Origin of the sequence: Acrocarpospora macrocephala (genome assembly GCF_009687865.1) — a bacterium.
Taxonomy (GTDB): Bacteria; Actinomycetota; Actinomycetes; order Streptosporangiales; family Streptosporangiaceae; genus Acrocarpospora; species Acrocarpospora macrocephala.
This window is the reverse complement of the sequence record NZ_BLAE01000045.1, coordinates 62,733-86,949: the sequence shown is the minus strand read 5'-3', so window position 1 is coordinate 86,949 and position 24,217 is coordinate 62,733. Positions and strand designations below refer to the sequence as shown.

Sequence of the window (24,217 nt, the reverse complement as noted above, 5' to 3'; positions counted from 1 at the left end):
GGCCCGGCCCCCCAAGGGGAGCCGGGCCTTTCGTCTATCGATGGATCACTGGGTCCACCGGTTGGCCGCGACCTTGTAGACGTCGTAGGTCTCGCTGTTGAAGTACGGCGAGGACAGACGGTCGTACCGGTCGTTTCCGTCGGTGTCCCAGGCGACGCTGTTGACACCGTTGAGGAGGCCGGTGCGGCTCTTGCTCTTGTAGTTCATGAGCAGCGGGCCGCCGCTGGCGCCTGCGGTCATGCCGCACTTGATGCCGATGTGCTCCTGCAGGTTGTACTTCGCGGCGGCAGGCATCGGAGCGGTCTTGCCGTAGCACCACTTCATCGTCCGCCCGGTGAAGGGACGGTCGCCGTCGGGGTGCGGGCCCGCAGGGTAGCCGAAGGAGAACACGGTGACCTTGGTGCTGCGGTTCCAGGTGAAGCCCTGGCCGCCCACGTTGTCACCGAGTCGCCCGACCGGCGTCTTGGTGAACTTCCCCTTGTCCCAGGTGACCTTGAACCCGGAGGAGACGTTGACGAACGCGTAGTCGTAGTCGTAGTCCTCCTTCACGACGAAGTCGTCGTGCGCCTGGTACCACTTGGCGGGGTAGATCCCGTACGGGGTCTTGCCCTCCCACGCCTGGTTCCCATCCCAGTACGACGGGATGAAGATCCAGTTGTCGTAGAACCGGTTGCTGTCGGGGTCGTACACGCAGTGTCCCGCGGTGGCGACGACGTTGCGGTACTTGCCCTGCAGCGACGTACCCGAGCAGTACTTCCAGCTCTTCGGGTCGAAGGGGTTCTTGCCCGGCAGGGTGAAGAACACTCGGCCGACCGTGTTGGGCAGGTTGACCTGCTTGCTCTTGGTGGTCACCTTCGCTTCGCCGCCGATGGGCGGGACCACGCCGGCCTTGCCGTCCGGCTCGGCCGCGCTGGGCTTGCCCGAACCCTTGACGGAGTTGCCCAGATCCTCGGTGCGGTCCTTGGCCGCCCGAAGCCGCTCGGGCGTCCAGAACGCGGTGGCCGCGTCCGCGGTGGTGACGGCCGCCTTGGCGGTGACGTCCTGGGGGTCGGTGGCCGACGCGGAGGTGCTGGCGCCGACGACGCCGAACGCGACCAGCGCGCCGGCGACGGGGATGGAGATGCGCCGTGCTCGGGAGATCAATGTGACTCCTTTCTTAACGAGTCCGGCGCGCTTGGACGGGCCGCGCAGGTGCCCACCGGGGCTGCCTACTGTCGCGGCGATCCACTTCACGCTTTTCTCGTTAAACGGTTGGGACGAATTTGAGGGGACGTCCCAATTCAGAGGAAACGCATAGAACGTTAATGACCGTTCGCCGCGTGCGGCGCAGCTATAACGAGAAGGCTCGGCGTGGTGGCCCTTCCGTTATTCATAACCGCCGGTTATGAATTGTCTGCGCAGGTCAGCGGGCATGTGAGGAATCGGTTGACAAGTTATTCGCGGTCGGTCTCCATCGATTTCCATCTCGCCTGTAACAGGCGCATCAAAAGTGTCAGGTTGCCAGCCGGACGCCGGGGGCCGATGATTTCGGTGTGGCAGGGTTCGACGTGATCGAACAGCGGCCGTCGCGGCGGCGCTGGATCGCGGGAGTGGTGCTCGCGCTGGCGGTGGCGGTCCCGATCGGGGGCGTGCTGTTCAGCCGGGACACCCGCGCGCCCGAGCCGGAGCCGACGCCGCGTCCGGTGGTGTCCGCGTTACCCTCCGCCGCGAACATGGTGCATCCCGTGGAGACCGGGGACGAGGTCCGGACGATCAAGGTCGCCTTCCCGGACGGCAGCCGGGCGCGGGTCAGCTATCCGGCGGATCTGCGCCTGGCCGATCTGGGGCTCCGGCCGTACGCGACGGTGTTGATGGGCACGGCCTTCCGCGAGCTGATCGCGCCCTACCAGGGCGCCGCCGAGGTGGCCGCGGGCGGGCCCATGATCAGGAGGCTGACCCCGCAGGTGTCGCTCTGGCCCCGCCAGGTGGGCGGCGGCGGCCAGATCCTGCTGTACGGCTTCGACGACTGGCAGATCACGCTGCGGGACCAGCCGATGCCGCTCACCTTCGAGGACCGGATCACGCTGGCCGAGAGCGTGCACGGCGAGGTGACCCCGGATGGGTTCCTCACCTTCCGTACCGATCCGCCGGTCAAGCTGATGGAGCCGGGGCGCATCCTGGCCGGGCAGCCGGTCGGCCCGCAGCTGTGGATCGGCGGCGGGGTCGGGCCGCTGGTGGTGCTCACGCCGCTGCCGGACTGCGGCGCCGACTCCCGGATCGCGCCCGCCATCACCCGACGCTCCGGGGCCTTCGGCGCGGCCTGCCGGAACGGCTACCAGGTGTCGGCGTCGGGGCGGCGCGACTTCGTGGAGCGGGCCATCGAAACCATCAAGATCCGGCCCGAGTAATGTTCTGGCATGTTCGCTGTCACCGCATCGCAGACCGATCCCGACGACCCGCTCAGCGGCCTGACCCTCGGCGAGCGGCCTGACCCGGCGGTCCCCGACGGCTGGACCACAGTCCGCGTCCGGGCCGCCGCGCTCAACCACCACGACCTGTGGACGCTCAAAGGCGTCGGCATCAGCCAGGACCGCCTGCCCATCGTGCTCGGCTGCGACGCCGCCGGGGTGGACGAGGACGGGCGGGAGGTCATCGTGCACGCGGTCATTGGGACGCCGGTGCACGGGGACGAGACGCTGGATCCGAAACGGTCCCTGCTGTCGGAGGTCCACGACGGCACGTTCGCGGAGAAGGTGGCGGTGCCGCGCGGGAACCTGGTGCCCAAACCGGCCGGGTTGTCGTTCGAGGACGCGGCCTGCCTGCCGACCGCCTGGCTGACCGCCTACCGGATGTTGTTCGAGAAGGCGGCGGCGCGGCCGGGGGAGACCGTGCTGGTGCAGGGGGTGGGCGGCGGCGTGGCGACCGCGCTGATCGCGCTGGGCCGGGCCGGGGGCCTGCGCATGTGGGCCACCAGCCGGTCGGCGGACAAGCGCGAGCGCGCGCTCGATCTGGGCGCGGACCGGGTCTTCGAGACCGGGGCCCGGCTGCCGGAACGGGTGGACGCGGTCATGGAGACCGTCGGCCTGGCCACCTGGGACCACTCGCTCAGCGCGGTGCGGCCGGGCGGGCGGGTCGTGATCAGCGGGGCCACCAGCGGCTTGGTGGCCCCCACCAAGCTGGCCCAGGTGTTCTTCCAGCAGAAGTCGATCATCGGCTCGACGATGGGAACCCGGGAGCAGCTGGCCCGGCTCGCCGTCTTCCTCGACCAGACCGGCCTCCGCCCGGTGATCGACCGGGTGCTGCCGCTGGAGCGAGCCAGGGAAGGTTTCGCCGCCATGCACGCGGGCGACCTGTTCGGCAAAGTGGTGTTCACCGTGTAGGTGCTGTGGGCGACCGCTGGTCATGCGGGTTCGGCCGCCCGTTACCTCCCACCGGGCGTCGGTTCAGGAGTCGAAGCGGGACTTGATCCGGGCCGCGGCCTCCTCCAGGATCGCCCGGCAGGCGGCCAGGTCGGCGTCGGAGAGGCGGGTCTCGGCCGCGCCGGAGCGGATGTCGGAGACGAAGTCCGCCAGTGCCTGGCCGAGGGCGGCGTCGTTGGCGGTCGCCTGCTCGGCGGAGACGTCACCGCCGCGTTCCGGGCCGAACGGGAAGCCGGTCATGGACCAGGTCTCGGTCCAGATCCGCCGCCACTCGCTCTTCCAGCGGTCGGTCTCGTCCTTCCACTGCCGCTTCTGCCGCCGCCACTCGTCCTTCTGCTCTTCCCGCTGCCGCCGCCACTCGTCCTTCTGTTCCTCCCGCTGACGCCGCCACTCATCTTTCTGGCCGCGCCAGGCGTCCCTGGAATCCCTGCCGTGCTCCTGGTTGATGTTCCTGGCCATCTGGGTGAGCTCCTGGCGCAGCGAGCGCACGGTCTGCCGCACGTCCTCCTTGACCTCGCGCGCGATGTCCTGCACCGAGGCGGTGATCTCGCGCTCCAGGTCGGCCAGCTCGTCCATCCGGTCGACCAGCTCGGCCCGGCCCTGATCGGTCAGGGTGAACACCTTCTTGCCCTCGACCACCTCGTGGGTGACCAGGCCCTCCTCCTCCAGCCGCGCCAGCCGGGGATAGATCGTGCCGGGTGAGGGGGAGTAGACGCCGAGGAACCGGTCCTGGAGCAACCGGATCACCTCGTAACCGTGCCGTGGGCTCTCCTCCAGCAGCTTCAGCAGGTAGAGCCGAAGCCGTCCATGCCCGAAAACGGGACTCATGCCTGGGTGTCCTTACTTAGCAGGGTGATCTCTCCCGAGACGGTGGTGGCCCGCAGCGAGGCCATGCCGCCGCCCAACCGGCCCGACAGCGACCGTTGGCCCGGCCCGCCGCCGTTCACGAGCCCGGGGAACTCGCTCTCCAGCGTGCCGGAGGTGGATTTGAGGGACACGTCGGTGTGCACCGTACGCGGAAGGCGAACGAACACCGCGCCCGAGATGCTGGAGAATGCGACGTTGCCGGTCGGGGTCAGCTCCAGATCGGCGGTGATCCGGCCGGTCACCGTCTTCGCGCGCAGCCGGTGCGGCACGCCGTCGGCCACGGTCAGCTCGCCGGAGACGCTGCTGAAGGTGAGATCCCCGGCCAGCGCCCGGCTCTCCACCGTGCCGGCCACGGTGTCGGCGGCGATGTCGCCGCTCACCCCGTCCAGCACGATATTTCCTGACACGCTCTTCACCCGCGTACGGCCTTCGAACCCGGCCAGCACCGCACCCGCCGTGATCACCCCGGCCTGCACCGGGCACTCCTTCGGCACCGTCAGGGTCAGCACGCAGCGCCGGTCCCCGGACCGCAGCCAGCCGAGCACCCCGTCCCAGGTGAGGTCGCCGTAGCTGACGGTCAGCCAGCCCTCCTCGTCGTGCTCCACCACCAGCGGCGCGCCGCGGATCTCGCTCACCTCCAGGGTGGGCGGTCCTTCGCTGGCGAGCACCGCCAGATGACCTCCGACGATCCGCACCGACAGCCCGGTCACCGGGCCGAACGTCAGCTGCTCGGGTTTCTCTATCGTCCAACGGGACATGACGCAGCGCCTTTCACGCGAACATCTCTATAAACACGATATGTCGCGTCAGGCAAAAGTCAAGATGTATCGCGTTACTGGGAAGCCGCGGAAGGCCTCCTACGCTCGCGTCGGCGGCAGCACCGCACCGGTCTGCTCGTCCACACTCAGCCTCGCTCGAAGACCAGCGTTCCGCCGATCCAGGTCTGCAGGACGGTCAGGGCGGCCAGATCCGTCGGCTCGGTTTCCAACGGGTCCGCAGCCAGAAGCACGAAGTCGGCGAACTTGCCCACCTCAAGCGACCCGACCCGGTCCTCCCAGCCGATCGAGAACGCCGACCACTCGGTGTACATCCGCAGCGCCTCCTCGACCGCGACCGCCTCCTGGAGATCCAGCACGTCGCCGTCGTTGGTACGCCGGGTGACCGCGGCCTGCATCGCGGGGAACGGGTCGTGCTGGTCCTCGGTGATGCCGATCGCGTCGGAGTTGCCCGGGATCGGCAAGCCGTGGTCGATCAGCCTACGGAACGGCATCACGGTCCCGATCCGGTCGCTGCCCAGGTGCGCGACGTATCCGGCCGCAGTGGTCAGGATGAAGGCCGGCTGCGGAACGGGGACGACTCCGGAGGCTACCAGCCGCTTGATCCGCTCGTCGGTCATGAACATGTTGCCCGCGTGCTCGATGCGGTGCCGGGCGACGCCGTGCCGCCCGGCCGGCAGTGCCAACGCGCCGTCCAGAGCCTGGTCCAGGGCACGGTCGCCGATCGCGTGCATGGCGATCTGCAGTCCCGCATCATCGGCGGTGGCGACCAGGGCGGCGACCTCCTCGTCGGTGAACGCCAGTTCACCGCGGTAGCCGGGCTGGGCGGGGTAATCCTCGTGGAGGGCGGACGCCCCCGCGGTGAGCCCGCCGTCGAGGAAGACCTTGAAACCGACCATCGCGAGATGGTCCGGGTCGAGGGCGTCGATACGGTCCTTGGTACGGCCGGCGCGCACGTCCTCGGCCGACACCACCGCCCCCAGCTTCGGGTACAGCGCGGCCCGCAGCACCAGGTCACCGTCGACAGCGACGGAGGCGATCGCTTCCAACCCGGCGCGGTGCAGCGGGATGTCGCCGACCGTGGTGACGCCGACCGCGAGGTACCGGTCCTGCACCCGTTTGATCGCCGCCGCGAGATCCGGGACCGACGGCTGCGGGCCGCCGAGAGGCTCGAACATGTCATAGGTGCGGCCGGTGGCGACGCCGGTGGCCGGGTCGCGCTCGATCCGGCCGCCGGGCGCGTTCGGAGTGTCGTCGTCGACACCCAGCAGCTCCAGGCCCAGCGAGTTGAAGACGTTGACGTGGTAGCTCGCCCGGTACATCACCGGATGGGTAGTGCTGACCCGGTCCAGGTCATGCCGATCGGGATAGCGCCCCTCGGCGAGCTTGAGATTCTGGTAGTGCTCCCCCTGACCGAGGATCCACTCGCCGGCGGTCGTGGCGCCGGCGCGCTCCGCGAGCACGGCGACCAGCTCCTCGATGCTCGATACCCGGGACGAGCGGCAGTCGACGGCGAGCTCCCAGGCATAGGCGAGCAGTTCCAGGTGGGAGTGGCAGTCAACCAGTCCGGGGAGCACCGCCGCACCGGCCAGGTCGACGACCCGCGCCTCGCCGGCCCCCGCGAGAATCTCCTCCGTCGTCCCGATCGCCGCGATCCGGCCGTTTTCGGCGCGAAACGCCTCCGCGACGGTTCCGGTCCGATCCATCGTGCGGACCCGGCCACCGACGAAGCACACGGTCTCTGTTGGCACTGCTCTACCTCTTTCTGGGCATGGTTGCGGAGCCACCGTCGCGGGTGGCGGGTCAGGAGGTGCTTCAGCGGACGGCAGGCATTTGCACGGTCTTGGTCTCCAGGTACTCCTCGACGCCGAGCCGCCCCCGCTCCCGTCCGAGACCACTGCCGCGCATGCCACCGAACGGCAGGGCCGGCTCGCTGACCAGCGAAGTGTTGACACCGACCGAGCCCGCCTTGAGCTTGCGGGCGACCGCGGTCGCGGCGGCTTGGTCACCGCCGAACACGTACGCGGCAAGGCCGTACTCGGTCGCATTGGCCAACCGGACGGCCTCGTCGACGTCGGCGCAGCGGATGACGCTGAGCACCGGACCGAAGAACTCCTCGCCGAGCACGGCGGGCTGGCTCTTTCCCTCGGCCGTCAGCAGCGTCGGCGCCAGGAACGCACTCACCTCGTTCTCGGCAGTCCTGGCACCGCCCGCGACGACGGTCGCACCGCCCGCCACGGCCTCGGCCACCTGCGCCTCGATCCGTCCCACGGCCGCGTGGTCGATGAGCGGGCCCATCGTGGTCGCCGGGTCGCGCGGGTCGCCGAGGACGATCTGGCCGACCGCCGCGGTGAGCTCGGCGACCAGATCGCCCACCTTCGACTCGACGACGTACACCCGGTTGGCGGCCATGCACGCCTGCCCGGAGTTGAGGAACCGGGCCCGGACCAGGTCACGCGCGGTCTGGACGACGTCCGCGTCGGGAAGCACCACCGCGGCCGCGTTGCCGCCCAGCTCGAGCAGGACTCGCTTGATCGACGACGCGGCCTTGCGCATGACGAGCTCGCCCACCTTGCGCGACCCGGTGAGGCTGATGCACGCGACCTCGGGGGCGTCCAGCAAGGCGTCGCTGACCCGCTGCGGATCGCCGGCGACGACGACGTTCAGGACACCGGACGGGAGACCCGCCTCCTCGAAGCAGCGTGCGATGGCCAGTGCGGTGAGCGGCGTCTGCGGGGCCGGCTTCAGCACGACCGTGCAGCCGGCCGCGAGCGCGGCGCCGACCTTGCAGGCCACCATGAACGCCGGGAAGTTCCACGGCGTGATCGCCAGGACCACCCCGATCGGCTCGTGCAGCACGAGGGCGTCGCGTCCGGGCGCGACGTCGGCCCAGGCCTCACCGGGGAGACGCAGCGTCTCGTGGCTGAACCACTCGAAGAAGCGGACCGTGTTGCTGGCCTCGCCGACCGCCTCGGCCAGCGGCTTGCCGGTCTCCGCGCTGATGAGCTCACCGATCGCCTCGACCCGCTCCCCCAGCAGGTCGGTCGCACGGCTGAGGATCTCGAAGCGCTGCCAGCCGGTCGCCGCCGACCACCCGTCGAGGGCGGCCGCCGCCGCAGCGACCGCCGCGGTGGCCTGGTCGGCGTCGGCGTCGCCGACCGCGCAGATCGTGGCCCCGGTGGCCGGGTCGTGGACCTCGAACGTGTCCGGGGAGATCACCCAGGTGCCGTCGATCCACGAGCCCGGACTGTCGCCCACGAGCCGTGCGACCAGATCGGCCGCCCGGCTGCTCATCGCGCGACCTCGGCACCGCAGGCGGCGTACTCGGCCTCGCCGACCTCTCCCGTCCACTCGACATCACCGAAGTGGAGCACCAGCTGGATCAGCTGGGCGGACGCGGTGGCGCCGTGCCAGTGCTCGATCCCGGGCTCGGTCCAGACGACGTCGCCTGGACGCATCACCACCACCTCGCCGCCGCGCTCCTGGATCCAGCCCTCGCCGGAGACGGTGTAGAGCATCTGTCCGCCCGGGTGCCGGTGCCAGTGCGTGCGCGACCCGGGCGCGAAGAACATGTTGAGGGCGCGGGGCCCGCCGCCGGCCAGGACGATGTCCGACCAGACCTGTCCGGTCGTGGTCGCCGACCGCATGGCCGACACCCGGTCCGCCGGAATGCCTCGTCCGATGATCATCGTGCTCCTCTGGTTCGTGGGATCGCGTCAGTCGGTGGTACGGCGGACGTCGGCCAGCACGCGGTCGCTCGCGTTGTAGCCGGTGACGCCGCTCATGAAGTTGCCCGGCCAGTTGCCGACGCCGGTCAGGTAGAGCCCCTCGACCGGCGTCCGGTAGTCGGCGCAGCCAGGGATCGGGCGCGAGTCGAAGATGTGCCCGGGCACGATGTCGCCGTGGGCGCCGTTGCCCTCGACGAGAGCGAATTCGCGCTCGAGGTCCAGCGGCGAGTAGACGTGTACGCCGGCCAGGATCTCGGACAGGTTCGGGATGTGCTCCTCCAACGCTCCGACCACGGCCTTGCCCAGGTCGTCGCGCTGCTCGTCCCAGGTGCCCTCGGCCAGGTGATACGGAACACCTCGGACGCTGATGCTCATGAAGTGGCATCCCGGTGGGGTCAGCGAGGGGTCGTGCGCCGAGTCGATCATCGCGGTGACGGTGGGTCGCTTGGTCCACCGCCCGAGCACCGCCTCGTTGTACGCGTTCTGGAGCACGTCGATGCTGGCGGCGATCCGGAAGTTGGTGCCGAGGAAGAGACGGTTCTCGTCCTCGTCCTGCGCGGCGGCGAACCGTGGGGTGCCGTCGAGCGCGAGGTGGACCTTGGCGGAGGTGCCCTTCATGCTGACAGTCTTGGCGAGGTCGTACAGGTCCGCCCCGATGTCCTCGGGTCCGACCAGCTCGGTCAGGGTCAGCTTCGGGTTCGCGTTGGAGACGACCCGGGGTGCGCGGAACTCGCGACCGTCGCTGAGGGCGACACCGACGACCCGCTGATCCTCGCAGAGGATGCGCTCGACCTGCGCGCCGGTGAGGATCGTGGCTCCGTGGGCGCGGGCGGACGCTGCCATCGCGCCGGTCACGGCGCCGATGCCGCCCAGCGGCGCCGCGTTCCGCATCATCAGCTCGTTGTCGTCGTGGCTGCCGACACTGCGGAGTGACTCCTCCCACAGCGGCCGCTGAAGCAGCAGGTAGCCGCTGCCCGGTGTGCGCGGGCCGACGAAGTTGGTCGCGACCGCGGTGCCGGCGAAGAACGCCTGCAGCTGCGGCGACGAGAGCCGCTCCTCGAGGATGTCCGCGACCGGACCGAACATGATCGACTCGAAGTCGCGGCGCTGGCGCGGGGTGGTGAAGCGGGCGGCCACCTCGGCGAACGACGGCGGCGGGTCGTAGAAGGAGACCTTCATCTGCCGGGCCACCGAGGCGTACAGCTCGATGACCGAGGCGTAGCCGTCGAGGTCGGCGTTCCCGTGCGCGAACTGCTCCATGACCGCCCGGCGCTTGGCCCGGTCCGGCCAGGCCGGCAGGGCCCGGCCGTCCGCGAAGAGGGTCAGGGATCCGAGCGGCGGGTGGGCGAAGCGGAGCCCATGCTTCGCCAGCTCGAGTTCCTGGACGATACGCGGATCGAGGCTGTGGCTCGCATTGGCCACGCTGCTCCCGCGGTAGCCCGGGAAGATCTCTTCGGTGACGCAGGTGCCACCGACGACGTCGCGCCGCTCCAGGGCAAGTACCTTCAACCCCGCCCGAGCCAGGTACCCGGTGGCCACCAGACCGCTGTGCCCGGTCCCGACGACGATCACGTCGTACGCCTGCTCCATCCGCTTCCTCTCGTTCGGTCGCCGTTCCAGGGTCAGCTCAGCGGACTGATACGTCGAGCCGAGACGCGCCAGCCGGCGTCGGTGCGGGTCACGGTGTCGCGGTAGATCGCGGCGGTGACCTCTCCTCCCGCCCGCAGCGCGAGCGCCTTGCTGACGCATTCCGCGGTGCCGTCGGTGCCACCCACCACCACCACATTCGTAATGTGGTGACTGACCGCGGGCGTCGCGATCGCCTTGAAGGCCGCGATCACGTCATCGAGCCCGTTGGCCGTGAGACGGCCCGGGTTGTCGAAGGAGATCTCGGGCGCGAAGACCTCTCCGAGCCGGTCGTACTCGTGGGCGTCGAGGATGTAGGCGACCCGGTTGAGGACTTCCTCGATCGCTCGGGCGTCGGCCGGGCTCACGGGTTGGTTGATCACTGAACTCCTTCGAATGTTCCATACAGTGGAAGTAGAACTTCCGCACCATAGGATGCCTTCGAATCCGAACCCGGTCAAGCGCCACCCCGGCATCCGCGAGAGCGGTCGGAAGACCCCCGAAGGAGACCTCGAATGACGATGTGCAAGCAGACCCGTGCCGACCGGACCTGGGTCGACGAGGCGATCCGTCGCGTCGAGGCCGATGCCACCCGCAGTTCCGACACCCACCTGCTGACCTTCGACCTGCCCGGTCGGCACGGCATCGACCTCTACCTGAAGGACGAGTCCTCGCACCCGACCGGGAGCCTCAAGCACCGGCTCGCCCGCTCGCTCTTCCTGTACGCGCTGTGCAACGGCTGGATCGGCCCGACCACGACGGTGGTCGAGGCCTCCAGCGGCTCGACCGCGGTCTCCGAGGCCTACTTCGCCCGTCTGCTGGACCTGCCGTTCATCGCCGTCGTCCCGGCCTCGACCAGCCCGGCCAAGCTCAAGCTCATCGAGTGGCACGGCGGGCGCTGCCAGGTGGTGGATCATCCGGGACAGGTGTACGACGAGGCGCGCCGTCTCGCTGCCGAACTCGGTGGCCACTACCTCGACCAGTTCACCTACGCCGAGCGGGCCACCGACTGGCGCGGCAACAACAACATCGCCGAGTCGATCTTCGAGCAGATGTCCGGCGAGGCACAACCGGTGCCGGCCTGGATCGTCGCCAGCGCCGGGACCGGCGGAACGGCGGCGACCATCGGACGCTACCTTCGCTACCGGCGGCACCCCACCCGGCTGCTGGTGCCGGATCCCGAGCACTCGGTCTTCCTCGACGCCTGGCGCCTCGGCGATCGCGGACTGCGGTCGGCCGAAGGCTCCCGGATCGAGGGGATCGGCCGCCCACGGGTTGAGCCGTCCTTCGTTCCTGAGGTGATCGACGAGATGGTCCGCGTGCCGGACGCGGCGTCGGTCGCGACGATGCTGTGGACCTCGCGACGCCTGGGCCGCCGGGTCGGACCCTCGACCGGGACGAGCATGTGGGCGACCCTCCAGCTCATCGCCGGACTGGAGCGCAACGGCGAGCGAGGCAGCGTGGTGAGCTTGATCAGCGACGGCGGCGAACGCTACGCCTCGACGTACTACGACGCGTCCTGGCGCGCGGACCAAGGCATCAACGTGGCGCCATACGTCGCCTTACTGGACGAATACGAACGTTCGGGATCACTTGCGGCGTCAGGAAAGCCCGGCTGCAGCTCTTGACAGGCCGCCGCTCGGGCCACAGCATCTCTGCAATGGAAGTCGCACTTTCATTCTGTGGAAGAACTGCCCGAGGTGGTTCACTCACCCAACCGGCCGCCCTGACCAAGAAGGAACCCTAATGCGAACATATCTCGACGCCACCAGGGGTCGGCGTCGCATCGGCGCCGTGCTGGCCGCGGTTGTCGTGGCCCTGGGCAGCCTCACTGCCTGCTCGGGCGGCGGAGACGAGAAGGGGTCGATCACGTACGCCGGGTTCGGCGGCACCTACCAGGAGGCCGTCAAGGCGGCGCTCTTCGACCCGTACTCGAAGGACACCGGCGTCAAGGTCCTCTACGACAGCAGCGGCTCCGACGTTGCCAAGCTGGTGCAGATGTCCAAGTCCAACTCGATGACCCTCGACCTGATCGACGCCGAGGACTCCTCGCTCGCCCAGTTCATGGCCGCCGGCGTGCTGCAGCCGCTCGACACCAAGGGCCTCAACGGATTCGCCGACCCGAGCGCGGTCACCGAATACTCGGTGCCGTGGTACACGTTCTCGCGCAACCTGTTCTGGAACAAGGACAAGGTGCCCGGTGGCCTAGATTCCTGGGCCGACCTGTTCGACACGAAGCGCATTCCAGGCAAGCGCGGCATGGTGGCGCTGCCCTGGGGCATCATCGAGGGCGCCCTGATCGCCGACGGCGTCAAGGTCGACCAGCTCTACCCGCTCGACCTGGACCGCGCCTTCGCCAAACTCGACACCATCCGCGACGACACCGTCTTCTTCACGTCCAACGGTGACCTGCAGAACGCCATCTCACAGGGCGAAATCGCGTTGGGCTACGGGAACCTCGCGCGGATCAAGAGCATCGCCAAGAGCGGCGCGGTGCCGCTGGACTACACCTGGACGGGCGCCGTCCTCTCCGTTCAGCAGCTCGTCATTCCCAAGGGAGCGCCGGACGAGCCGGACGCCCTCAACGCGATCACGTACTCGTTGAAGCCCGAGGTCCAGAAGGCGATCATGGACAAGCTCGGTTACACGCCGTCGCTGAAGTCGTTGCTCGACGGCCTCGACGCCAAGACACGCGCCGACCTTCCCGGCACCGAGGAAACCGCCAGTAACGAGACCTTCCGCATCGACGTGGACTGGTGGGCCAAGAACGGCGCGGACGTGCTCAAGCGCTGGCAGGACTGGCAGAACGCGTGACCACCACTCCGGCATCCCCAGACGTGGACCGTTCGGGGCCGGCCTCTCGCAGCGCGGGAGGTCGGCGCCGTCGGCGCGGCTGGGACCTGAGCGGGGTTCCTGCGGTCTTGGTCGTGACCCTGGTCTTCGTGCTTCCCGTCGCGATCCTCTGCCTGCGTAGCGTCACGGAACCGACCTTCGGCCTGGAGAACTTCACTCGGCTTCTTGGGCACTCCGGTTATGTCGACAACATCGTGCGGACGATCCTGATCTCCGCGGCTTCGACATTCGTGGCGCTGATCTTCGGCTACCCTATCGCGTACCAGATGGTGCACGGCGGCGTCTGGCTGCGCACCTTCCTGACGGTGGCGATCATGGCGCCGTACCTGACCTCGGTCCTGCTGCGGTCGTTCTCCTGGCTGGTGATCCTCGGGCGCGAGGGCCCGGTCAACAAGCTGATCGAGCAGTTCGGGCTGGAGCCGATCGGGATGGTCTTCACGCCGATCGCGGTCGTCGTCAGCCTCTCCCACTACCTGCTCCCGCTGATGATCCTGCCGCTGGCCGCCACGATGCGCTCGGTCGACGACTCGCGGGTGCGCGCCGCGACCAGTCTGGGCGCCGGGCCGGCCCAGGCGTTCGTCCGGGTCTATCTACCCTTGACCAAGCCTGGCATCCAAGCGGGATCGGTCCTGTGCTTCGTCTACGGCATCGGCGCGTTCGTGATCCCTGCGCTCCTCGGCGGCTCCAAGGGCAGCATGCTCGGCTCGCTGATCCACAGCGCGATCAAGCAGAGCGGCGACTACGGCCTTGCCTCGGCCGCTGCTCTCGTGCTCGGCGCCCTGGTCCTGGTCATCGTCCTCGTCTTCCAGCGGCTGACCGGGATGTCGACGACCGAGCTCGCTGGGCGGTCCGGCGCCACGGTCACCCGCTCCCCCCACGCCAAGCGCGGCGGCGGACGCGTCCTCAGGCTCGCGGGACGCGCGGCCGGCGGGCTTGACCGCCTCGGCGTCACCCGCAGCCGCAGACTGCCGAAGGTCCTGGCCGCCGCCCTCGGCGCCCTCGTGCTGGCGCCGCAGTTCATCGTCATTCCGATCTCGTTCGCCTCCACCCAGGCGCTGATCTTCCCGCCGGTCGGCTACTCGACCCAGTGGTACGCGGAATTCTTCACCGCGAGCTGGCTCGATCCGCTCGCGGTCAGCGTCCGGATCGCGCTCTTGGTGACCATCATCGCCGGAGTGCTCGGGACGCTTGCCGCGATGGGCGTCGTCCGGGGAGCGGTCCGCGGGTGGGGAGCGTCGACCTCGACCCTGATGATGCTGCCGCTGCTGTTCCCCACGGTGGTCGCCGCTGCCGGCTTCTCCATGGAGTTCGAGCGGATCGGGCTCGTCGACACCGAGCTGGGGATCGTCCTGGCCCACGTGACGCTGGCGCTGCCGTTCGTGTTCAGCGTGGTCAGCGCGGGGCTCCGCTCGCTCAACCCGGTCTACGAGCGAGCCGCTTCCAGCCTGGGTGCGAGCCGGACGGTCCAGCTGCGCCGGATCGTGCTGCCGCTGATCGCCCCGTCCATCCTGACCGCCGGCCTCTTCGCGTTCCTGACCTCGTTCGACGAATCGACGGTCGCAATCTTCCTCTCCGGCGTGCACGTCAAGACGCTCCCCAAGCGGATCTTCGAAGCGCTATCACTGGAGACCAACCCGACCGTGGCGGTGATCGCCGTCTTCGTCATGGCGTGCGCCGCTCTCATCTGGCTCGGCTATGCGCTGTTCCGCCGCCTCACCCAGATCTCGAGGAGCAACTCATGACCTCCGGCCACGGCGCGATCCACTTCGACAACGTGCGCAAGGAGTACGCCGGCCAGGTCGCCGTCGACGACCTCACCCTCACGATCGAGCCTGGTGAGTTCTTCACCGTGCTCGGCCCGTCAGGATCGGGGAAGACCACGACCCTGATGATGCTTGCCGGTTTCACGGACCCGACGTCGGGGACCATCCGCGTCGATGGCATCGACATCGCGCACGTGCCGAGCGACAAGCGCAACATCGGTGTCGTATTCCAGGACTACGCGCTCTTCCCCCACATGTCGGTCCGCGACAACCTCGCCTTCCCCCTGGAGATGCGCAAGGAGCCGCGCAAGGTTATCGCCGAGCGGGTAGACCGGGCGCTCGCGCTCGTCGACATGGCCGCCGCGGCCGACCGGTTGCCCGACCAGCTCTCCGGCGGCCAGAAACAGCGGATCGCGGTGGCGCGGGCAATCGTGTTCGACCCGGCGTTCCTCCTCATGGACGAGCCACTGGGCGCCCTCGACCGGAAGTTGCGACAGCGTCTCCAGGTCGAGCTCCGGCAGCTCCAGCAAGCGCTGAAGGTGACAATGGTCTACGTCACCCACGACCAGGAGGAGGCGATGTCGATGTCTGATCGCATCGCCTTGATGAACCACGGCCGGATCGAGCAGATGGGGACACCACGGGAGCTCTACGAGCACCCCCGGTCTGCCTTTGTCGCGGACTTCCTCGGCACCAACAACATGTTCGCGGTCCATCCCGAGGCCCCGGGGCGGCTGAGCGTCGAGAACGGCGGACTGCTGTCAGTCGACGACGGCAGGGGCGTGCCCGCCGACGCGTCTGTGGCCGCGGTGCGACCGGAGCGGATCGCGCTGACGGACATCGCAGCTGCCCCACCTTCTGGGTTCAGCCGCTGCACCGGGAAGATCACGCATCGTCTGTACCTTGGCTCGCACACGATGTACACCGTCCACTCCGAGACACTCGGCCCGGTGCGGGTGCAGATGCAGCATGATGACGGCGAGCACCCCTACCGCACCGGCGAGACAGTGGGCATGATCTGGCGGACACGCGATGTGAACGTCTTCGGCTCGCCGGCCGAAGGATGAAGGAGGATCCGGTGACCGAGCTGGCAGATGAGCCCACCGAGCAGCGCGGCGTCAGGTCGGTGATCCGTGCGCTCAACCTGCTCTCCGCGGTCGCTCGCGGGAGCCGGACGCTCACCGAGCTCGCCGGCGCGGCCGGTGTCAGCCTGAGCACCGCATCGCGGCTCTTGGCAACCCTGAAGATGGCTGACTTCCTGGAGCAGGACGGGGATGGTCAGTTCGTCCCCGGACCCGAGCTGACCGCGCTCCTGTACGCCAGCGACCAGTGGTCGGGAATCCGCAAACTCGCGGGAGAAGCCGCCGCCAGCCTCCGAGACGAGCTCGACGAGACCGTGGCGTTCTTCGTCCGCTCCGGGAATGACCGTGTCTGCATCGAGTCGGCCGAGTCCGGCAGGCTCGTGCGGAGGGTCTGCCACCCCGGTGAGCGCGGGCCGGTGTACCTCGGCGCCGCAGGTAAGGCCCTTATCGCCTTCAGCAACGCCGAGCACGGCTACCTCGGTCTGCCGCCGGGCACCGACGAGTTCAAGACAGAGTCCGGGGCCGTGCGTACCTTGGCCGATCTGCGGGCCGAATGCGCCGTCATCCGAGAACGTGGCATGGGCTACAGCGGTCGCGAGTCGACCGAGGAATCGTGGGCGGTCGCAGCGCCTGTCTTCCGGGGTGACCTCCTTCTCGGAGTTCTGGCCGTGGTCGTCCCGATGACCCGGTCGGATGAGCAATACGTCGCGACGATCCAGGCGGCTCTGCAGCGAGCGGCGGCGGCCAACAGCCGCTGAGTGCCCCACTGATCGAGTCGTCAATCGTCCTCGTCGTCGTCGAGGCGCGCCAGCCAGGTCGCCAGGCGCTCGATCGGGGTCTCGAACTCGGGGTTGAGATCGACGAACTCGCGCAGGCGCTCGGCCAGCCAGAGCATCGCCACCTCCTCCTCGCCCCGGCGCTCGACCAGCTCCTCGATGCCCCGGTCGGTGAAATACACGGTGGTGCCTCCCCAATATGGAGAAGTCCCCCGCGGCCCGGGCCGCAGGGGACTTCTCACCTTCATGTCCTATCCGAAGATCTCGTCCACGATCGCGGCGAGCTCGGCGTCGTGCGCGGCGTGCGACCCGGCCGCCGGTGAGGAGTTCGGCGTCCGCGACACCCGCCCCAGGCGACGGCCCGCGAGCGCGTCCGGCCGCTCGGTCATCTTGAGCGCCAGGTACGGCCACGGCCCCATGTTGACCGGTTCGTCCTGCGCCCACACCAGCTCGACATTGCCCGCATACCTGGCCAGCTCCGTCTTGAGCGGGTTCTCCGGGAACGGGAAGAGCCGCTCAAGCCGGACGATCGCCACATCCTGGCGGCCCGACTTGTCGCGGGCGGCGGCCAGGTCGTAGTAGATCTTGCCCGAGCAGAGCACCACCTTCGTGACGTTCGCCGGATCCACCGTCTCGTCGCCGAGCACCGGCCGGAACGCGCCCGAGGTGAAGTCCGCCGTGGCCGAGGCCGCCGCCTTGGCCCGCAGCAGCGACTTGGGCGTGAACACGATCAGGGGCTTGCGCCGGTCCGACAGCGCCTGCCAGCGCAGCAGGTGGAAGTAGTTCGCCGGGGTGGTCGGCTGCGCCACCGTCATGTTGTCCAGCGCGCACATCTGCAGGAACCGCTCGATCCTGGCGGAGGAGTGGTCCGGGCCCTGGCCCTCGTAGCCGTGCGGCAGCAGCAGCACCACCGAGGAGCGCTGGCCCCACTTCTGCTCGCCGGCCGAGATGAACTCGTCGATGATCGACTGGGCGCCGTTGACGAAGTCGCCGAACTGCGCCTCCCAGAGCACCAGCGCCTCGGGCCGCACCACGCTGTAGCCGTATTCGAAGCCGAGCGCCGCGAACTCGCTGAGCAGCGAGTCGTAGACGTAGAACTTCGTGGTGCCCTCGTTGAAGGTCTTCAGCGGGGTGTGGTCCTCGCCGCTCACCCGGTCCACCAGCACCGCGTGCCGCTGGCCGAAGGTGCCGCGGCGCGAGTCCTGGCCGACCAGGCGGACGGGGTGGCCGTCCAGCAGCAGCGAGCCGAAGGCGAGGGTCTCGCCGGTGGCCCAGTCGATCGCGTCCTCTTCGATCATCGAGCCGCGCTTCTGCAGCACCGGCGACAGGCGCGGGTGCACGGTGAAGCCCTCGGGCAGGTTGAGCTGGGTGTCGATGACCCGCTTGACGGTCTCCTGGGAGATCGCCGACTTGACGTCGTCGTGCGACCACGGGATGACCTCGTCGGCGGGCGGCTTCACCACCGCGCCCGGCTCCAGCGGCTTCCTGGACGCCTCGCGGGTCTCGGTGAAGGCCCGCTCCAGCTGCTCCTGGTAGTCGCGCAGCGCCTGCTCGGCCTCCTCCACCGTGATGTCGCCACGGCCGATCAGGGCCTCGGTGTAGAGCTTGCGGGTGGAACGCTTGGCGTCGATCAGGTCGTACATGAGCGGCTGGGTGAAGCTCGGGTTGTCGGCCTCGTTGTGGCCGCGCCGCCGGTAGCAGATCATGTCGATCACGACGTCCTTGCGGAACGCCTGGCGGTATTCGAAGGCCAGCTTGCCGACCCGCACGACCGCCTCGGGGTCGTCGCCGTTCACGTGGAAGATCGGGGCCTGGATCATCTGGGCCACGTCCGTCGCGTATACCGAGGAGCGGGACGAGGCGGGCGAGGTGGTGAAACCGACCTGGTTGTTGACCACGATGTGCACGGTGCCGCCGGTGCGGTAGCCGCGCAGCTGCGACAGGTGCAGCGTCTCGGCCACCACGCCCTGGCCGGCGAAGGCCGCGTCGCCGTGCACCAGCACGGGCAGCACGGTGAAGCCCTCCTCGCCGCGCTCCAGCAGGTCCTGCTTGGCCCGGACGACACCCTCGAGCACGGGGTCGACGGCCTCCAGGTGCGATGGGTTGGCCACCACCGAAGCGGTGATCTTGCAGCCGTTCGGCGAGACGAAGTCACCGGTCGCGCCGAGGTGGTATTTCACGTCGCCCGAGCCGTGCGCGGAGCGCGGGTCCAGGTTGCCCTCGAACTCGCCGAACACCTGCGCGTACGACTTGCCGACGATGTTGGCCAGCACGTTCAGGCGGCCCCGGTGGGCCATGCCGATGACGACCTCGTCGAGCTCCTCGGCCGCGGCCGAGCAGATCACCGAGTCCAGCAGCGGGATCAGCGACTCGCCGCCCTCCAGCGAGAACCGCTTCTGGCCGACATACTTGGTCTGCAGGAACGTCTCGAACGCCTCGGCGGTGTTGAGGCGGCTGAGCACGTGCAGCTGCTCTTCGCGGTCCAGCCGGGCGTGCGGCTTCTCCACCCGGGCCTGGATCCAGGCCCGCTCCTCGGGACCCTGGATGTGCATGTACTCGATGCCGACCGTGCGGCAGTAGGAGTCGCGCAGCACGCCCAGCACCTCGCGCAGCGTCATCAGCGGGCGACCGCCGAAACCGCCGGTGGGGAACTCGCGCTCCAGGTCCCACAGGGTCAGGCTGTGCTTGGTGATGTCCAGGTCGGGGTGCTTGCGCTGGCGGTATTCCAGCGGGTCGGTGTCGGCCATCAGGTGGCCGCGCACCCGGTAGGCGTGGATCAGCTCGATCACCCGCGCCGACTTGGCCACGTCGTCGTCGTGCGTGGCCGACACGTCCTGGGTCCAGCGGACCGGCTCGTACGGAATCCGCAGTGACTCGAAGATGTCGTCGTAGAAGTCGTCGGCCCCCAGCAGCAGCTGGTGGATCCGGCGCAGGAAGTCGCCCGACTGCGCGCCCTGGATGATCCGGTGGTCATACGTCGAGGTGAGCGTCATGACCTTGCTGATCGCCAGCCGGGACAGGGTGTCGCCGGAGGCGCCCTGGTATTCGGCCGGGTATTCCATCGCGCCGACACCGATGATCGTGCCCTGGCCGGGCATCAGCCGCGGCACCGAGTGCACGGTGCCGATCGTGCCCGGGTTGGTCAGCGAGATCGTGGTGCCCTGGAAGTCGTCCACGCCCAGCTTGCCGGACCTGGCCTTGCGCACGATGTCCTCATACGCCATCCAGAAGTGCAGGAAGTCGAGGGTCTCGGCGTTCTTGATGGACGGGACCAGCAGCTGCCGGGTGCCGTCGCTCTTCTGCACGTCGATGGCCAGGCCCAGGCCCACGTGTTCGGGCTTGAGCAGGGTCGGCTTGCCGTCCACCTCGGCGTAGGCGTGGTTCATCTCCGGCATGCTCTTCAGCGCCTGGATGATCGCGTAACCGATCAGGTGCGTGAAGGAGATCTTGCCGCCGCGCCCGCGGGACAGGTGGTTGTTGATGACGATCCGGTTGTCGATCAGCAGCTTGGCCGGGACCGCGCGCACGCTGGTCGCGGTCGGCACCGCGAGGGACGCCTCCATGTTGAGGGCGGTCCTGGCGGCGGCGCCGCGCAGCTTCTCCTCGTGCGCGCCCGCCGGAACAGGGGTCGCCGCCTTCGGCCGCTGCGGGGCAGGAGCCTGGGGGACGACCTTTGGCGGGGCTACTTTCGTCGCCGGGGGGGTCTGGGTTGCGGGAGCGGCGGCAGGGGTGGCGCCGTTGGGTGCCCCCGGGGGCGGGGCTGTCTTACCCGTCCCGTTGTAATCAGCGAAGAAGTGCCACCAGGCCTTGTCCACCGACTCCGGATCCTGGAGATACTTCTGGTACAGCTCGTCGACAAGCCACTCGTTTTGCCCGAAGCTTGCCAGCGGGTTAGACCGCGACGACTCTGACGACACGGCGGAAATCGCCCTCTTCCGCAGATCGGCGTTGATGTTAAGAACCTGTCCAAGGCTACTCGCCCGGAACAGCGAGGCGCGCCCTCTCCTACCCTATGGCTTTCACCGTTGGAGCGTCACAACCGCATCAGGCCAGGAGGCGGGTTTCGGTCCGGACATTAGGGGAGATCTCGCCCAGCAGGTTCGCCAATTCCCCGCCCGCCGCGGTCAGTTCGTCAATGGACAGGGGTTCCAGGCGCTCCAGTAGAAACACCGCGTCCACGGTCTGCTCGGTGATGCGCGTCCTGACGCACTGCCGCCAGTTCCAGCGGCGGCAGGTGACGCCCACGTCGTCCCGCCAGACCACCTCGCCGATCTCCGGCTCGCCCAGGGCCTCGTCGGAGGGCTCGTCGCCGCTCGCGCGTACCAGCCGGGCCGGGCCCGCGTAGTGTCCGGCGTCCTCGCCGCCGATGGGCAGCGCGTGCCGTACCGACACGGCGTTGTACGCGTCGACCACGAGGTTGATCTCGGGGAGCGGCATGCGGCGGATCAGGGCGTCCACCGAGGGGCGGGTGCGCTGGGGTTTCGCGCCGAAGGCGCGGTAGGCGGCGCGCCACGCCTCGATCTTCTCGTGATCGAGGGGTACGGCTCGCGCCGCCGCGTCGGCCAGCCAGGCTCGGGATCGTTCGTCGGAAGGGCCGTTGCGCAGCCCGTACGCGCCGATGACCAGCACGGCGAAGTCGGGTCGTAGTTCGCGGACGCGGTCGTCCACCCAGATGTCCTCGATCACACGACCAGGGTAGGACCCGCGGCGCCGCCGCGGGCCCTGGCCCTTTTACTTACAAGCGGCTCCGTTCAGCGTGACCAGGTCGGGGACCGGGTTCGGGCCGGGGGCGTTCTTCGCGACGAAGCCGAACTTTACGGACTTGCCCGGCTTGATCTGCTTGTTGAGGGAGATGTTCTTGGCCGTCACGGTCGCGCCGCTCTGGCTGTGGTCGGCCCCGATGGCGGCGAGGACCTTCTGGCCGCCGAGGAAGGACCACGTGAGCGACCAGCCGTTGATCGTGCTGGGACCGGTGTTCTTGATCGACACCTCGGCGGCGAAGCCCTGAGGGACCGAGCCGAGGATCTTGTAGTCGACGTCGCACTTGCCGGGTGTGGTGACCGAGCCGTCGCCCTGGTCGGCGATGAACGCCGAGATCTGGGAGAGCGGCGAGTTCCAGTTGATGGTCAGCTCGTTGGTGGACCAGGACTCGATGTCGTCGATGTAGCAGAACTGCGGCTTGCAGCCCTGCAGCTTGGTCTGGGCGACCGGGTCCTGGATGGAGGAGTTCGGGCCGCCGGACAGGGTGCCGCGCGGCGGGTTGGGCAGGTCGGGGTTGAGCTGGTGGGAGTACCAGCGGCTGTGCTGGTTCTTGGAGGCCACCTCGCCGTAGCCGGTCACGTACGACTGGTTGAGGGCGTTGCGGCCGAGGATGTAGTCGATGCCCTCCAGGACGCCGTCCAGGTACTTCTTCTGGCCGCTGATGTCGTACGCGGCGGCCATGACGGCCATGTTGTTGAGCACCAGGTTGTTGGAACCCCAGTCGAAGACGTTGTCGGCGGGGGCGTACGGCAGGCCGTACGGGTGGGCCTTCAGGGTGGCCAGGTACTTGTCGGCGCCCGCGAGGACCGAGGCGCGCACGGCCGCGCGGCCGGGGAGCGCGTTCGGGACGGTGGCCAGGTCGAGGCGGCCCAGCTGGGCGGTGGCGGCCCAGTCGAAGCCGCGCTCGCGCCAGACGTCGGCGGAGTGCAGCGGGGAGGCCAGGATGTAGTCCTTGTATTCCTTCTCGCCGGTGCTGATGTAGAGCTCGGCGGCCGCCCAGTAGAACTCGTCGGTGACGGTGTCGTCGTTGTAGGTGCCGCCGCCGTTGCCGTCGGCGGGGGAGGCCAGCACGGCGGGGTTGGCCTTGGCGGCCGTCCATGCCTTCTTCGCCGCTGTCAGGTTCTTCGCGGCGAAACTCGCGTCGTACGGGGCGAACAGGCGGGCGGCCTGGGCGGCGGTGGCGGCCAGGTTGAGGGTGGCGGCGGTGGAGACCGGGTGCAGTTCGCGCAGCTGCGGGTCCAGGTGCGGCAGCAGCGGCAGGCCGGTCCAGTTCTGGTCGTGGATCTTGTGGTGGACCATGCCGTCGGGGCGCTGCATCTTCAGCAGGAACTCCTGCTCCCAGCGGGCCTCGTCCAGCACGTCGGGGACCTGGTTGGCGCTCTCCGGGATGGTCAGGCCGCCGATGGTCTCGGCGGTGGCGGCGTTCTTGGTGCGCTCGAAGGTGCTCATCACCTGCCAGACGGAGATGCCGCCGTTGACGACGTACTTGCCGTGGTCGCCGGCGTCGTACCAGCCGCCGGAGACGTCCAGGGAGTAGTCGCAGACGCCCGGCTGGCAGGGGACGTTGGTGTCGCCCTGGTTGGGGGCCGTGCCGACGTGACCGGCCGGGCGGCCGTAGCCGGGGCGGAGGGAGTCGTCGATGGCGATGCCGCTGCGCTGGGTGTAGTAGAACTTCAGCGCGTCCAGTTTGAGCTGATCGTAGGCGGTGGCCGAGAGGTCGAACGGGCGGCTGGTCTCGCCGTCTGCGGTCAGAGTGTAGCCGGTGCCTGCTTTGGTGTACGAGCCGAAGTTGATCGAGTGCACGTTCTGGCCGGAGGAGGCGTCCACGCCGCGCGGGGTGGTCTGGCCGTGGGCGACCACGGTGCCGCCGGAGTTCTTCAGCTGCCAGGGGAGCGCGGTGGTCGCGGTGGTGACCACGGTGGCGTTCTTGGGGCCCTTGGGGAGGTAGGCGACCTGGTTGACGCGGACGCGGGGGCCGGTGTCGGGGACGTACACCTCGGGCTCGGCGCCGCCGGTGAGGGAGACGTTGTCCAGGCAGAACCGCCAGGGGGTGGCGCTGCCGCCGAGCTGGAAGGCGACCTGGCCGGTGGGGAGGTCGACGGGGGAGGTGAACGTGTAGTTGTAGGTGTTGCCGGAGACGCTCAGCTCTGGGTTGGCGGTCAGGTATGAGGTGAACGGGTCTACCGGGAGTTGGATGAGGGCGCGGGCGACTCTGGCGGGGGTGGCGGTGGCGAAGAAGGTGTAGGCGTAGGTCTCGCCGGCGACCAGGGGGATGTTGTCGAGGCCGATGATCGCGTCCCAGGGGTTGGTGGTGCCGCCGGGGACGTCGGTGCACAGCTGCCCGTTGGTGATGCCGACCGTGAGGTTGCCGGTGTTCCACCAGGGGGCGGTGGTGATGTCGAAGGTGCCGTTGGAGATCTGTTCGGGGCCTTCGGCGTGGGCGGCGGTGGGGGTCATTCCGGCGACGATGAGAGCCATCGCGGCTAATGCGGCGAGGCGTCTTCTGCGGGCTGGTTTCTTCGCTTCGGCTGGTTTCAAGGTGCACCTCGGTTGCGGGGCGTCGGCGACGTGCCAGGAGGGATGTGGG

19 protein-coding genes are annotated in these 24,217 nt (G+C 68.9%); 7 read left to right on the top strand and 12 right to left on the bottom strand.

Features of this window, described 5'->3' with window-relative positions; all coding sequences use genetic code 11:
- Positions 1–45: 45 nt before the first annotated feature.
- Positions 46–1,143: a trypsin-like serine peptidase gene (locus Amac_RS34530; RefSeq protein WP_155358613.1), complete on the bottom strand. Its 1,098-nt coding sequence runs from the start codon at positions 1,141–1,143 to the stop codon at positions 46–48.
- Positions 1,144–1,532: 389 nt separating this feature from the next.
- Between Amac_RS34530 and Amac_RS34525 the strand changes: the two genes are divergently transcribed.
- Entirely contained in the window at positions 1,533–2,387 is an 855-nt protein-coding gene (locus tag Amac_RS34525) for a hypothetical protein (protein ID WP_155358612.1), read from the top strand.
- A gap of 9 nt (positions 2,388–2,396) precedes the next feature.
- Positions 2,397–3,359 (top strand): zinc-binding dehydrogenase, encoded by a 963-nt coding sequence (locus tag Amac_RS34520; protein ID WP_155358611.1) that lies wholly within the window; start codon positions 2,397–2,399, stop codon positions 3,357–3,359.
- A 63-nt stretch (positions 3,360–3,422) separates the two neighbouring features.
- Here Amac_RS34520 and Amac_RS34515 read toward each other — a convergent pair whose 3' ends face one another.
- The 7 genes from Amac_RS34515 to Amac_RS34485 form a co-directional block, all read right to left on the bottom strand.
- Complete coding sequence (locus Amac_RS34515; RefSeq protein WP_155358610.1) at positions 3,423–4,226, bottom strand: helix-turn-helix transcriptional regulator; 804 nt, start codon at positions 4,224–4,226, stop codon at positions 3,423–3,425.
- Positions 4,223–5,023, bottom strand: coding sequence for a DUF4097 family beta strand repeat-containing protein (locus Amac_RS34510; RefSeq protein WP_155358609.1), 801 nt, complete (start codon positions 5,021–5,023; stop codon positions 4,223–4,225). The genes Amac_RS34515 and Amac_RS34510 overlap by 4 nt, the downstream gene beginning before the upstream one ends.
- A gap of 146 nt (positions 5,024–5,169) precedes the next feature.
- Positions 5,170–6,792, bottom strand: coding sequence for an amidohydrolase (locus Amac_RS34505; protein ID WP_155358608.1), 1,623 nt, complete (start codon positions 6,790–6,792; stop codon positions 5,170–5,172).
- Between the two features lie 64 nt (positions 6,793–6,856).
- The gene (locus Amac_RS34500) at positions 6,857–8,335 is read right to left on the bottom strand and encodes an aldehyde dehydrogenase family protein (RefSeq protein ID WP_155358607.1); all 1,479 of its coding nucleotides are present in this window, start codon (positions 8,333–8,335) and stop codon (positions 6,857–6,859) included.
- Entirely contained in the window at positions 8,332–8,730 is a 399-nt protein-coding gene (locus Amac_RS34495) for a cupin domain-containing protein (RefSeq protein WP_155358606.1), read from the bottom strand. The genes Amac_RS34500 and Amac_RS34495 overlap by 4 nt, the downstream gene beginning before the upstream one ends.
- Positions 8,731–8,757: 27 nt before the next feature.
- Positions 8,758–10,359, bottom strand: a complete 1,602-nt coding sequence (locus Amac_RS34490) for a phytoene desaturase family protein (protein WP_155358605.1) — start codon at positions 10,357–10,359, stop codon at positions 8,758–8,760.
- A 32-nt stretch (positions 10,360–10,391) separates the two neighbouring features.
- Entirely contained in the window at positions 10,392–10,778 is a 387-nt protein-coding gene (locus Amac_RS34485) for a nuclear transport factor 2 family protein (RefSeq protein ID WP_170322805.1), read from the bottom strand.
- Positions 10,779–10,910: 132 nt separating this feature from the next.
- Between Amac_RS34485 and Amac_RS34480 the strand changes: the two genes are divergently transcribed.
- The 5 genes from Amac_RS34480 to Amac_RS34460 all read left to right on the top strand — a co-directional run bounded on the left by Amac_RS34480 (position 10,911) and on the right by Amac_RS34460 (position 16,851).
- A complete protein-coding gene (locus Amac_RS34480; protein WP_218041464.1) occupies positions 10,911–12,023 on the top strand; it encodes a PLP-dependent cysteine synthase family protein in 1,113 nt (370 codons plus the stop codon).
- A gap of 118 nt (positions 12,024–12,141) precedes the next feature.
- Positions 12,142–13,209 carry an ABC transporter substrate-binding protein gene (locus Amac_RS34475; protein WP_155358603.1) on the top strand — a complete coding sequence of 356 codons (1,068 nt, stop codon included), beginning with the start codon at positions 12,142–12,144 and terminating at the stop codon, positions 13,207–13,209.
- A gap of 113 nt (positions 13,210–13,322) precedes the next feature.
- Positions 13,323–14,990 (top strand): ABC transporter permease subunit, encoded by a 1,668-nt coding sequence (locus Amac_RS34470; protein WP_155358602.1) that lies wholly within the window; start codon positions 13,323–13,325, stop codon positions 14,988–14,990.
- Positions 14,987–16,078 carry an ABC transporter ATP-binding protein gene (locus Amac_RS34465; RefSeq protein WP_155358601.1) on the top strand — a complete coding sequence of 364 codons (1,092 nt, stop codon included), beginning with the start codon at positions 14,987–14,989 and terminating at the stop codon, positions 16,076–16,078. The genes Amac_RS34470 and Amac_RS34465 overlap by 4 nt, the downstream gene beginning before the upstream one ends.
- Before the next feature lie 11 nt (positions 16,079–16,089).
- A complete protein-coding gene (locus Amac_RS34460) occupies positions 16,090–16,851 on the top strand; it encodes an IclR family transcriptional regulator (protein ID WP_170322804.1) in 762 nt (253 codons plus the stop codon).
- A gap of 20 nt (positions 16,852–16,871) precedes the next feature.
- Here Amac_RS34460 and Amac_RS34455 read toward each other — a convergent pair whose 3' ends face one another.
- From Amac_RS34455 to Amac_RS34440, 4 genes are all read right to left on the bottom strand, one after another.
- The gene (locus Amac_RS34455; protein ID WP_155345236.1) at positions 16,872–17,051 is read right to left on the bottom strand and encodes a DUF6104 family protein; all 180 of its coding nucleotides are present in this window, start codon (positions 17,049–17,051) and stop codon (positions 16,872–16,874) included.
- 69 nt (positions 17,052–17,120) lie between these two features.
- Positions 17,121–20,786 carry a multifunctional oxoglutarate decarboxylase/oxoglutarate dehydrogenase thiamine pyrophosphate-binding subunit/dihydrolipoyllysine-residue succinyltransferase subunit gene (locus Amac_RS34450; protein ID WP_155358599.1) on the bottom strand — a complete coding sequence of 1,222 codons (3,666 nt, stop codon included), beginning with the start codon at positions 20,784–20,786 and terminating at the stop codon, positions 17,121–17,123.
- 127 nt (positions 20,787–20,913) lie between these two features.
- Positions 20,914–21,555: a B3/B4 domain-containing protein gene (locus Amac_RS34445; RefSeq protein ID WP_155358598.1), complete on the bottom strand. Its 642-nt coding sequence runs from the start codon at positions 21,553–21,555 to the stop codon at positions 20,914–20,916.
- Positions 21,556–21,600: 45 nt separating this feature from the next.
- Positions 21,601–24,108, bottom strand: coding sequence for a glycoside hydrolase family 9 protein (locus Amac_RS34440; RefSeq protein ID WP_155358597.1), 2,508 nt, complete (start codon positions 24,106–24,108; stop codon positions 21,601–21,603).
- Between the last annotated feature and the right edge of the window lie 109 nt (positions 24,109–24,217).

What these genes read in the sequence shown, in the direction of transcription:
- Amac_RS34500 (WP_155358607.1), bottom strand. Translation starts at nt 8,335, where the DNA reads ATGAGCAGCCGGGCGGCCGATCTGGTCGCACGGCTCGTGGGCGACAGT.
- Amac_RS34490 (WP_155358605.1), bottom strand. Translation starts at nt 10,359, where the DNA reads ATGGAGCAGGCGTACGACGTGATCGTCGTCGGGACCGGGCACAGCGGT.
- Amac_RS34520 (WP_155358611.1), top strand. Translation starts at nt 2,397, where the DNA reads ATGTTCGCTGTCACCGCATCGCAGACCGATCCCGACGACCCGCTCAGC.
- Amac_RS34515 (WP_155358610.1), bottom strand. Translation starts at nt 4,226, where the DNA reads ATGAGTCCCGTTTTCGGGCATGGACGGCTTCGGCTCTACCTGCTGAAG.
- Amac_RS34475 (WP_155358603.1), top strand. Translation starts at nt 12,142, where the DNA reads ATGCGAACATATCTCGACGCCACCAGGGGTCGGCGTCGCATCGGCGCC.
- Amac_RS34510 (WP_155358609.1), bottom strand. Translation starts at nt 5,023, where the DNA reads ATGTCCCGTTGGACGATAGAGAAACCCGAGCAGCTGACGTTCGGCCCG.
- Amac_RS34480 (WP_218041464.1), top strand. Translation starts at nt 10,911, where the DNA reads ATGACGATGTGCAAGCAGACCCGTGCCGACCGGACCTGGGTCGACGAG.
- Amac_RS34440 (WP_155358597.1), bottom strand. Translation starts at nt 24,108, where the DNA reads ATGGCTCTCATCGTCGCCGGAATGACCCCCACCGCCGCCCACGCCGAA.
- Amac_RS34465 (WP_155358601.1), top strand. Translation starts at nt 14,987, where the DNA reads ATGACCTCCGGCCACGGCGCGATCCACTTCGACAACGTGCGCAAGGAG.
- Amac_RS34495 (WP_155358606.1), bottom strand. Translation starts at nt 8,730, where the DNA reads ATGATCATCGGACGAGGCATTCCGGCGGACCGGGTGTCGGCCATGCGG.